General features: G+C 42.2%; 8 protein-coding genes and 10 tRNA genes. All 18 read left to right on the forward strand.

All coding sequences use genetic code 11. The features are described 5' to 3' along the window. The first annotated feature begins 31 nt into the window (after positions 1–31). Positions 32–106: transfer RNA gene (locus GRQ40_RS00965), tRNA-Asn, on the forward strand. 1 nt (position 107) lies between these two features. After that, positions 108–180 (forward strand) — tRNA-Thr (locus tag GRQ40_RS00970). Positions 181–195: 15 nt separating this feature from the next. Continuing rightward, positions 196–267: transfer RNA gene (locus tag GRQ40_RS00975), tRNA-Glu, on the forward strand. A gap of 16 nt (positions 268–283) precedes the next feature. Next, positions 284–356, forward strand: a tRNA-Val gene (locus GRQ40_RS00980). Positions 357–531: 175 nt separating this feature from the next. Then, positions 532–607 (forward strand) — tRNA-Thr (locus tag GRQ40_RS00985). A 10-nt stretch (positions 608–617) separates the two neighbouring features. Next, positions 618–702, forward strand: a tRNA-Tyr gene (locus tag GRQ40_RS00990). A gap of 121 nt (positions 703–823) precedes the next feature. Continuing rightward, positions 824–898 (forward strand) — tRNA-Gln (locus tag GRQ40_RS00995). A 13-nt stretch (positions 899–911) separates the two neighbouring features. Beyond that, positions 912–984, forward strand: a tRNA-Lys gene (locus tag GRQ40_RS01000). A gap of 10 nt (positions 985–994) precedes the next feature. Continuing rightward, a tRNA-Gly gene (locus GRQ40_RS01005) sits at positions 995–1,066 on the forward strand. Between the two features lie 24 nt (positions 1,067–1,090). Beyond that, positions 1,091–1,163, forward strand: a tRNA-Ala gene (locus GRQ40_RS01010). A 275-nt stretch (positions 1,164–1,438) separates the two neighbouring features. Further along, complete coding sequence (rocF, locus tag GRQ40_RS01015; protein ID WP_066148937.1) at positions 1,439–2,341, forward strand: arginase; 903 nt, start codon at positions 1,439–1,441, stop codon at positions 2,339–2,341. Positions 2,342–2,487: 146 nt separating this feature from the next. Next, positions 2,488–3,051, forward strand: a complete 564-nt coding sequence (sigW, locus tag GRQ40_RS01020; RefSeq protein ID WP_066148939.1) for an RNA polymerase sigma factor SigW — start codon at positions 2,488–2,490, stop codon at positions 3,049–3,051. Positions 3,052–3,064: 13 nt separating this feature from the next. Further along, positions 3,065–3,667, forward strand: coding sequence for an anti-sigma-W factor RsiW (rsiW, locus tag GRQ40_RS01025; RefSeq protein ID WP_066148942.1), 603 nt, complete (start codon positions 3,065–3,067; stop codon positions 3,665–3,667). Between the two features lie 101 nt (positions 3,668–3,768). Then, positions 3,769–4,590: a diadenylate cyclase CdaA gene (cdaA, locus tag GRQ40_RS01030; RefSeq protein WP_159719179.1), complete on the forward strand. Its 822-nt coding sequence runs from the start codon at positions 3,769–3,771 to the stop codon at positions 4,588–4,590. Then, the gene (locus tag GRQ40_RS01035) at positions 4,583–5,824 is read left to right on the forward strand and encodes a CdaR family protein (protein ID WP_201295969.1); all 1,242 of its coding nucleotides are present in this window, start codon (positions 4,583–4,585) and stop codon (positions 5,822–5,824) included. Before cdaA ends, GRQ40_RS01035 begins: the two co-directional genes overlap by 8 nt. Positions 5,825–5,845: 21 nt before the next feature. Continuing rightward, complete coding sequence (glmM, locus tag GRQ40_RS01040) at positions 5,846–7,192, forward strand: phosphoglucosamine mutase (protein WP_159719180.1); 1,347 nt, start codon at positions 5,846–5,848, stop codon at positions 7,190–7,192. Between the two features lie 393 nt (positions 7,193–7,585). Next, positions 7,586–9,388 (forward strand): glutamine--fructose-6-phosphate transaminase (isomerizing), encoded by a 1,803-nt coding sequence (glmS, locus tag GRQ40_RS01045; RefSeq protein WP_159719181.1) that lies wholly within the window; start codon positions 7,586–7,588, stop codon positions 9,386–9,388. Between the two features lie 169 nt (positions 9,389–9,557). Continuing rightward, positions 9,558–10,739: a hypothetical protein gene (locus tag GRQ40_RS01050; RefSeq protein ID WP_201295970.1), complete on the forward strand. Its 1,182-nt coding sequence runs from the start codon at positions 9,558–9,560 to the stop codon at positions 10,737–10,739. The last annotated feature ends 23 nt before the right edge of the window (positions 10,740–10,762 follow it).

The following is a 10,762-nucleotide window of genomic DNA, read 5'->3' on the forward strand; positions in this document are numbered from 1 at the left end:
TGATTCGTTAGTTTTTGTGTTTATCCACTATTCCGCAATAGCTCAGCGGTAGAGCAACCGGCTGTTAACCGGTAGGTCGTAGGTTCGAATCCTACTTGCGGAGCCATGCTTCCATAGCTCAGTTGGTAGAGCACTTCCATGGTAAGGAAGAGGTCACCGGTTCAAGCCCGGTTGGAAGCTTGTGTTATTATTTTTGGCCCGTTGGTCAAGTGGTTAAGACACCGCCCTTTCACGGCGGTAACACGGGTTCGAATCCCGTACGGGTCATTTTCTTTTTTGTTTTGGAGGATTAGCTCAGCTGGGAGAGCACTTGCCTTACAAGCAAGGGGTCGGCGGTTCGATCCCGTCATCCTCCATCATTATTTCAATGAAAACTAGTATAGGTGACGCCGGCTTAGCTCAATTGGTAGAGACGAGCGAAGCATCGGTGAAATGACTACGAGTTGCCTCGACGCATTGGACATCTTGGAATGTCTTGGAGAGGAAGAGGCACAAAACCTATCCTTTTCTGGTTCGATTTCTATATATTATGCCGGCTTAGCTCAATTGGTAGAGCAACTGACTTGTAATCAGTAGGTTGCGGGTTCAAGTCCTGCAGCCGGCACCACGATGGTCGTGGAGGGGTAGCGAAGTGGCCAAACGCGGCGGACTGTAAATCCGCTCCCTGTGGGTTCGGCGGTTCGAATCCGTCCCCCTCCACCATTCATACATTAATGATGGATCGTGAAGTTATTTCGATTTGATGGAATAGCTTTTTGTATTGTTGAGTGCTCGATCATTTGTTCCAAAAAGCTTTATGAAATTTGACGTTTCATCAACATATTGGGCTATAGCCAAGCGGTAAGGCAACGGACTTTGACTCCGTGATGCGCTGGTTCGAATCCAGCTAGCCCAGCCATTGTTTTCTTAATGAGCCATTAGCTCAGCAGGTAGAGCATCTGACTTTTAATCAGAGGGTCGGAGGTTCGAGTCCTCCATGGCTCATTTTTTTATTGCGGAAGTAGTTCAGTGGTAGAACACCACCTTGCCAAGGTGGGGGTCGCGGGTTCGAGTCCCGTCTTCCGCTTATCAACATGAATCCTTTTAACGTGGGGCCTTAGCTCAGCTGGGAGAGCGCCTGCTTTGCACGCAGGAGGTCATCGGTTCGATCCCGATAGGCTCCATCATAAAAACTCCTTAAATCGACAAGATTTAAGGAGTTTTTATTTTTTTAAAAAGTAAAGGCCCAGCGACGGCAGGTTGAATCACTTTATTGAGCATCCGCGCAAGATCAAGCTTGGTTCGAGCCTTCCTCAACATGGCTTGTGCCATCTTCGCCGATCGGCGGGCGTTTTTCTTATTAATAATCGAATAAATATTCAAAAAAGTGTCAAGTTGAGTCAACGTTCAGTTATTAGATACAATAATAAATAGAATAAGGATGAAGGAGAGAGACAGCATGAAAAAAATCTCAATCATTGGTGTTCCAATGGATTTAGGACAGACTCGGCGCGGAGTAGATATGGGACCCAGCGCGATCCGATATGCTGGCGTTGTAGAAAGACTCGAACGCCTCAGCTATGACATTGAAGACTTGGGGGATATTTCAATCGGCAAACCTGAACGAATAGATGAGGAAGGAATCAAATCAAATTTGCGAAATTTGAAAGCGGTTGCTGAAGCAAATGAAAAGCTTGCTCAAGCCGTTGATGAAGTAATTAAAAAAGGACATTTTCCGCTTGTATTAGGCGGCGATCATAGCATTGCTATTGGCACCTTAGCAGGTGTCGCAAAACATTATAAAAATTTAGGGGTTATTTGGTACGATGCCCATGGTGATTTAAACACAGCTGAAACCTCTCCATCGGGTAACATTCATGGGATGCCGCTTGCGGCCAGCCTTGGATTCGGCCATCAGGCTCTAACCGCCATTGGCGGATATAGCCCGAAGGTAAAGCCAGAAAATATTGTATTGATTGGTGCAAGGGCGCTTGATGAAGGCGAAAAGCAATTTATTCGCGAAAAGGGAATTAGAGTATATACAATGCATGAAGTTGATCGTTTGGGCATGACGAAAGTAATGGAGGAAACGATTGCTTATTTAAAAGAGCGGACAGATGGCGTCCATTTATCGTTAGATTTAGATGGTTTAGATCCACATGATGCTCCGGGAGTAGGTACTCCTGTTATCGGCGGTCTGACGTATCGTGAAAGCCATTTAGCTATGGAAATGCTGGCTGAAGCACAATTGATTACTTCCGCTGAATTTGTAGAAGTAAACCCAATTTTAGATGAGAGAAATAAAACAGCATCTGTCGCCGTTGCGCTCATGGGATCGCTGTTTGGAGAAAAACTAGTGTAGGCAAGACGAGAGATGCAGACGGAAAAATCCGTCTGCTGTTTTTTTTTGTAAATATGTTAAAATAGATAGTGCGTCCAAAAGAGAAACTTTTTTCGTTTTACGAACGTATACAATTAATAGCCGCATGAGCGGGGGTATTATTGATTATGGAGATGTTTGTCAAAAAGCATATTAAAGCGATCCAAAAAGGAGACCAAAATGCCTATGCCGAGATTGTCGAGCTTTACAAAGACAAGGTCTATCGGCTATGCTATCGAATGCTTGGGAATCGTCATGAAGCGGAGGATGCTGCCCAAGAAGCTTTTATTCGGGCGTATGTCAACATCCATACGTATAACCCAGCAATGAAATTTTCTTCATGGCTTTATCGCATTGCGACGAATTTATCCATCGATAAATTGCGCAAAAAAAAGCCGGATATGTATTTGGATGAAGAAGTAAGCGGAACAGACGGTTTAACGCTATATTCTCAACTGCCTTCGAATGATGCTTCTCCGGAAGAAACAGTCGAAAGCCTAGAGCTTCAAGAGACGGTTCAAAGGGCGATTGAAAAGCTACCTGAAAAATACCGAAGCGTTATTGTCTTAAAATATATGAATGATTTATCGTTACAGGAGATTAGTGAAATTCTTGATCTGCCTATAGGAACCGTCAAAACGAGGATTCATCGGGGAAGAGAAGCATTAAGAAAGCATTTAGGCCATTTATGAGAGGTGAACAAACATGAAATGTCCGGATCAAATCATAGAGTGGATGCATGATTATTTAGATGGCGATATTGCTCCGGATGATGAGAAGAGGCTACGAGAACACTTACAACATTGCTCTGCGTGTTCTCAGCATTTCAATAGTCTGAAAAAGACGGTAGCGTTTATTCAATATGCTTCGCCTCTTGCTCCGCCGGCGGATTTTACGGCAAATGTGATGGCAAAGCTGCCGAAAGAAAAACAACGAGTCCGTGCAGGAAGATGGCTGAAAAATCATCCCGTTTTGACAGCTGCTTCTTTATTTGCTGCTTTAACTGTGGGAAGCCTTTTTACAACGTGGAACAAAGAGCAGCAATTTTCCGTTTCTACTAGGGAAAACGTGATTATTCATGATCATACGGTGATTGTTCCAAAAGGAGAAACGGTAGACGGCGATATCGTCGTGCGAAATGGAAGCATCAAGATTGAGGGAAAAGTAAATGGGGACGTGACCGTCATTCATGGTGAAAAATATTTAGCCTCCGCTGGACAAGTAACTGGAGATGTGGAAGAAATTAATGAGATGTTTGATTGGATTTGGTATAATATAAAAAACGCAGTGAAAGCTATGCTTGAGTGAAGGCCATCTCTTTTGATGGCTTTTTTCGTCATGTGATATAATAAAGGAGTTGTTTACATAAAAAAATAAATAGGAATTAGAATGATAAAGGAAGTGTGAGAATGCCTTTTGGAGAGCTCCCGGTGTTAAGTTATCTAAGCAAAATTGTTGATATTCTTCTTGTATGGTACGTTTTTTACAAATTGATCATGATTATTCGCGGAACAAAAGCGGTTCAGCTTTTGAACGGGATTATTTTGATTATACTTGTGCGAATGGCTAGTAGCTTTTTAGGCTTTAGCACATTGCAATGGTTGATGGACCGAGCATTGACATGGGGATTTTTGGCGATCATCATTATTTTTCAGCCGGAGTTAAGGCGAGCGCTTGAACAATTAGGGCGCGGAAGGATATTTTCGCGAAGCAGCGTACCAGAAGAAGAAGGGAAAACGAAAGTGGTTGAAGCGATTATTAAGGCAACAGAGTATATGGCAAAACGCCGCATCGGGGCCTTAATATCCGTTGAGCGGGAAACAGGCATGGGCGACTACATTGAAACAGGAATTCCACTGAATGCGCAAATCTCCTCCGAACTGTTAATTAATATTTTTATCCCGAATACACCGCTGCATGATGGAGCTGTCATTGTCCAGAAAAACCAAGTGGCAGCGGCGGGATGCTACTTACCTTTATCAGAAAGCCCTTTTATTTCAAAAGAGTTAGGAACCCGGCACCGCGCTGCCTTGGGCATCAGTGAGGTGACCGATAGCGTGACCATTGTTGTGTCCGAAGAAACGGGGGCTGTATCGGTTACAAAAAATGGGGAGCTGCATCGAGATTTGACTCCAGAGCAATTTCGTGAACTGCTCACGAAGGAGTTAGTACGGACAACGAAGACTACTTCCTCATCTCGTTGGCAATGGAGGGGGAAGAAAAGTGGATAAATTAATGAATAATCACTGGTTTATAAAGGCTTTTGCTCTGTTATTGGCGATCATGCTGTATATGTTTGTTATTAATGTTGAGGAAAAGGAGATGAAATCAGGAGCTACGCGCAATTCGGTGGGACAGACGGATATCGAAACGGTTACAAATATTCCTGTCGTTACGTATTATGATGAAGAAAATTTAGTGGTTTCAGGTGTTCCGAAATTTGTAAGTGTAACACTGGAAGGACCGGCAAGTATTTTAAAGACGACCGTATTGCAGCGGAATTTTGAAGTATATGTGGATTTAACGAATTTGGAGCTTGGCACTTACACCGTTCCGTTTAAATATAAAAATATCTCTGATAAGCTGACGGTCGCTATTCAGCCAGCGACGGCGAAGGTCACCATTCAAGAGAAGGTTTCTAAAGAATTTTCGGTCGATGTCGATTTTATTCATAAAAATAAAATGGCGGATGGGTATACTACCGAGCAGCCTATCGTCAAACCGGATACAGTGACCATTACGGGGGCGAAGGATTTAGTTGATCGAATAGCGCTTGTCAAGGCAAGAGTAGATTTATCCGGAGCTGCAGATATTTTGCGTCAGGAATCTCGAGTGATCGCTTACGACCGTGACGGACGGGTGCTAGATGTCGATATTAATCCTTCGATTGTCGATATCACTGTACCAATTAAGAGTCCAAGCAAGTCGGTTCCGCTCAGAATTAATCAAACAGGAACTTTAAAAAAGGGCCTCAGTATTGTTAAAATTGAAACCGTGCCAAATGAAGTGACGATTTTCGGTCCCAAAGAGGTCATTGATCCCATTGAATTTATTGATGTCCTCACCATTAATTTAGATGAAATTACAAAAAATACAACTTTAGAAGTGAAAGTTCCTTTACCTCAGGGAGTTAAAAATGTAGATCCTCAAAAAGTAAAAGTGAATATACAAGTCCAGCAGGAGGAAGAAAAAACCCTTTCTTCTCTGCCTATTGATATATTGGGATTGAGCGATCAATATACCGCGCAGTTTATTGATCCGGAAAATGGGACGATGGATGTCCAGCTGCAAGGTGCGGCGAGTGTGCTGGATCACATTCAGCCAGATGATATCCAGCTTTATGTCAATGCCAATGAATTAGGAGCCGGTGAACACGACGTAGAGGTAGAGGTTAATGGGCCAGAAAATATTAAATGGAATTTGCCTAAAAATAAAGCAAAGATACGAATCATCCAGCGATCATGAGATAAAGGGGAGATATGCATAATGGGTAAATATTTTGGCACTGATGGTGTACGCGGAGTGGCGAATAGTGAGCTGACACCAGAATTAGCGTTTAAAATAGGACGCTGCGGCGGCTATATCTTAACAAAAGATAAAGAGCGGCCAAAGGTGTTAATTGGCCGTGATACACGCATCTCAGGACATATGCTTGAAGGGGCGCTTGTTGCCGGATTGCTTTCAATCGGTGCAGAAGTTATGCGTCTCGGCGTCATTTCAACACCAGGAGTGGCCTATTTGACAAAAGCATTGGGCGCTCAAGCGGGAATTATGATCTCCGCGTCGCACAATCCAGTTCAAGATAATGGAATTAAGTTTTTTGGGCCCGATGGATTTAAGCTTTCAGATGAGCAGGAACAAGAAATTGAGCAACTGTTGGACAGTGCCGAGGATACACTGCCTAGACCGACAGGAAAAGAGTTGGGTCAAGTTAACGATTATTTTGAAGGTGGACAAAAATACTTGCAGTATTTAAAGCAAACGGTTGATGAGGATTTTTCCGGGCTTCGTATTGCGCTTGACTGCGCGCATGGAGCCACTTCTTCATTAGCAACCCATCTTTTTGCAGATTTGGAGGCAGATGTATTGACGATGGGAGCTTCGCCGAACGGCATTAATATTAATGACGGGGTTGGTTCTACGCATCCAGAGGCGCTGGCTGAATTTGTGAGAGAGAAAGAAGCAGATGTTGGGCTGGCGTTTGATGGAGATGGAGATCGTTTAATTGCGATTGATGAGCATGGGAATGTCGTGGATGGCGATCAAATTATGTACATTTGCGCAAAATTTTTAAAAGAACAAGGACGTTTAAAGCATCAAACAGTCGTATCGACCGTGATGAGCAATCTTGGGTTTTATAAGGCATTAGATGAACATGAAATAAAAAGCGTGCAGACGGCCGTCGGCGACCGCTACGTTGTAGAAGAAATGAAGAAACACGGCTACAACCTTGGCGGTGAACAATCAGGACATATTATTTTTCTTGATTACAATACAACAGGAGACGGATTATTGACGGCATTACAGCTTGTAAACATTATGAAGGCCACGAAAAAATCTCTTTCTGAGCTGGCGAGCGAGATGCCAAAATACCCTCAGCTGCTTGTCAATGTGAAAGTAACGGACAAACATCAAGTGATGGAGAATGAAAAGGTGAAGGCTATCATTCAAGAGGTAGAAAATGAAATGCATGGGAATGGACGAATTCTTGTCCGCCCATCCGGCACAGAACCGCTTGTTCGCGTCATGGCAGAAGCGCCGACGAAAGAAGCGTGTCAAAGCCATGTAGCTCGTATTGTTCAGGTGATTCAAGCTGAAATGGGAGCTGAATAATGGCCCTTTTTGGTAGACATCCTATGCATAAATGGAACGCTTTATTCCATTTATGCATATTTTATGTTGTAAAGGATATTACAGTTGACGTCTTTAGGGCGTTTCCTGTAATATTAATTTTGTTGTCATTCACATATAGAAAGGTGGGTAGAAGAAGCTTTCATGAAGAAGCGCCTGGACTAAGCGATGATCGGATAACCGCTTAGTTGACGAGGAGGAGGTTGATCGAATGCTCGGCGGATGCCTCCCGGCTGGTGCGATTGCAGCCGCAAACTTTTCCTTAAAACAAAGAGGCGACTCTTTGCACAAAGGGAAAAGTCCAATCGTTTAATCAAAGAAAAGGGGCAAGAAAGGCCCCTGCTTGCCCCTTGAAAATAGGGAGGAAAACAAATAATGTGTGGAATTGTTGGATATATTGGACAACAGGATTCAAAAGAGATTTTATTGCGCGGACTGGAAAAACTAGAATATCGCGGTTATGATTCAGCTGGAATTGCGGTGTTAAACGAAGATGGCGTGCATGTTTTTAAAGAAAAAGGCCGCATTGCTGATTTGCGGCAAACGGTTGATCTCAATGTACAAGCACCGCTTGGCATTGGCCATACCCGCTGGGCGACACATGGGGTGCCAAGCCGTACGAACGCTCACCCGCATCAAAGCGCTTCTGGACGTTTTACGTTAGTGCATAATGGAGTCATTGAGAACTATGCATTATTACAGCGTGATCATTTGCAGAATGTACAGTTCCAAAGCGAAACGGATACAGAAGTGGTTGTTCAGTTGGTTGAAAAATTTGTGAATGATGGATTCGAAGCGGAAGAAGCATTTCGCAAAACATTGACACTTTTAAAAGGATCGTATGCGATTGCTCTCGTCGATGCAGAAGATCCAGAGGTGATTTATGTAGCGAAAAATAAAAGCCCATTGCTTGTCGGCCTTGGGGACGGATTTAATGTCGTAGCCAGCGATGCTATGGCGATGCTGCAAGTGACAAACCAATACGTCGAATTAATGGATCAAGAAATGGTGATTGTCAAGCGGAATGCGATCACGATTAAAAAATTGGACGGTCAAGAGGTGGCACGCTCTCCATATACTGCGCAATTGGATGCAAGCGATATTGAAAAAGGAACCTATCCGCATTATATGTTAAAGGAAATTGACGAGCAGCCGCTTGTGATGCGCCGTATTATTCAAAAATATCAAGATGCGTCAGGTGCTTTAACCATTGATAAAGACATTGTCAATGCGGTACTCGAAGCGGACCGCCTCTATATTATTGCGTGCGGCACAAGTTATCACGCGGGCTTAGTCGGCAAACAATTGCTTGAAAAATGGGCGAACATTCCGGTTGAAGTGCATATTGCTAGCGAATTTTCATACAATATGCCATTGTTATCGAAAAAGCCTCTATTTATTTACATTTCACAAAGCGGCGAAACAGCAGACAGCCGCGCTGTACTTGTTCAAACGAAAAAACTTGGCTATAAAGCGTTGACGATCACCAATGTACCTGGTTCTACATTATCACGCGAAGCAGACTATACACTATTGCTTCATGCTGGTCCAGAAATTGCGGTTGCCTCGACAAAAGCCTATACGGCTCAAATTGCCGTTCTTGCGATTTTAGCAACAGTCGCAGCAAAAGCTAAAGGCATTGCGCTTGATTTTAGCTTGGTGAAAGAGCTTGGCATCATCGCAAATGTCATGGAAATGCTTTGTGATGCAAAAGAAGAGATGGAGCAAATTGCTCGCGAATATTTAGAGACCACGCGTAATTGCTTCTTCATTGGCCGCGCGTCCGATTTCTATGTAGGGCTTGAAGGAGCATTAAAGCTAAAAGAGATTTCCTATATTCAAGCAGAAGGATTCGCTGGCGGTGAGCTGAAGCATGGAACGATTGCTTTGATTGAGGAAGGCACGCCGGTGGTTGCTTTGGCGACACAAGAGCATGTGAATTTAAGCATTCGCGGCAATGTGAAAGAAGTGGTGGCCCGTGGCGCCAACCCATGCATTATTTCCATGAGAGGTTTGGAAACAGACGAGGACCGTTACGTCATCCCGGCTGTTCATCCAATGCTGACGCCGCTTGTGGCCGTTGTGCCGTTGCAGCTGATCGCTTACTACGCCGCTTTACACCGCGGCTGCGACGTCGACAAACCGCGCAACCTCGCCAAAAGCGTAACGGTGGAATAGAGAAGGTTTATATTGCTTTAAAGTTTTGTTGAGTTACAAAAAAGTTGTTTAATTTACAAAAAAGTCGTTTAAATTACAAAAAAGTTGTTTAAAAAACACACGGCATCGATTACAATTAATGTAATCGAACGTGTGTTTTTTTAATTTTTTTATCAAAGGGGATTATATTATGGAGTTGAAAATCCAAATGTTAGATTTCTCAAATGTTGATCGTAGAATTGAACATTTAGATAAAGAACAAATAGTTGAGTTGATAAAAAGATACTATGCCGGTGAATCAGTAAACAAATTAAAAGAAGAGTATAATGTGAAAATTAATAACTCAAATTTCTATACAATATTCCCCAAAAAAATACTTGAAGAAAATTGTCCATACTGTAATGTTCCCTTTGTGCAAGATTGGGAATCAAAATCAAGCTATTCTTTTATGAAAAAATCCCCATATTGCCCTCTTTGTGAACACGAAAATCATGATAAATGTAGGTGTAAAACCTGTAAAAAAATAAGAGAAGAAATGAAGCTCCTTGAAGAAATCAGAAAGAGAGAAGCCATATCTAATACTTATTATGAAGGTAACTATGAAAAAGTTCCCGAAAGCAATTTATCGTTAGAAGATAAATTATATTTATCAGTATTGATACGAGGGGGGTTAGAAGAAGGATTTGACTATATAAAGCCAATTATGTTGTTTGAAAACAAAATTGCTCCAACAGATGATTTTGCAAACGAAATAATTCTGACTTTAACTGGCCGTGGCATCATTATGCCTCATTCAAACTCTAATATTAATGCGTTTGTTGATGATGATAATTTTCCGCGCAATTACTACATTTATAAGGTAAATTATCGAATTAATGTTTCTCCAGCTGATGATGACTATTATGGCATGATTCAAAGATTAATGTATCCATCGCAGAGTGAATTTGAAAAAGATCAAACTTTTTGTTTTGAAATGTGGAAAAAAATATCGCTACATGAGTGTCTGGAGTATCTTCTTTACAGTATGAATAAAGTAGGTTTTGAATTTAAACCAGGTAAGAAAACAATTACTGTTTTTGAACATTTACTTGAGCATTTCTCTGTCGCCCAAATATACAGCATCATTTATAGAGCGATCGCTAATAGTACGAAACTATATCAAGAGCAGAAAATTTCAAAGAAACACGCAGCTAATGCTGTGATAACCTCGTGTGAATCGTATGGAGAAAGAGCAATTGCAGAGGGATGGAGTTTAACAAAATATAGAAGAAATTATGATTTACCAGAAACTTTAATAAGCAAAGTGTTTTTTACATCAATCTTAAAAATTGCCCATTTAGGCTTCGAAGAAAAGCCGACTGACAAGATATAATTTAAAATATGAGAAGGTGTTTA

The sequence above is a fragment of the Anoxybacillus sp. PDR2 genome (assembly GCF_009834045.1).
GTDB classification, from domain to species: domain Bacteria; phylum Bacillota; class Bacilli; order Bacillales; family Anoxybacillaceae; genus Anoxybacteroides; species Anoxybacteroides rupiense.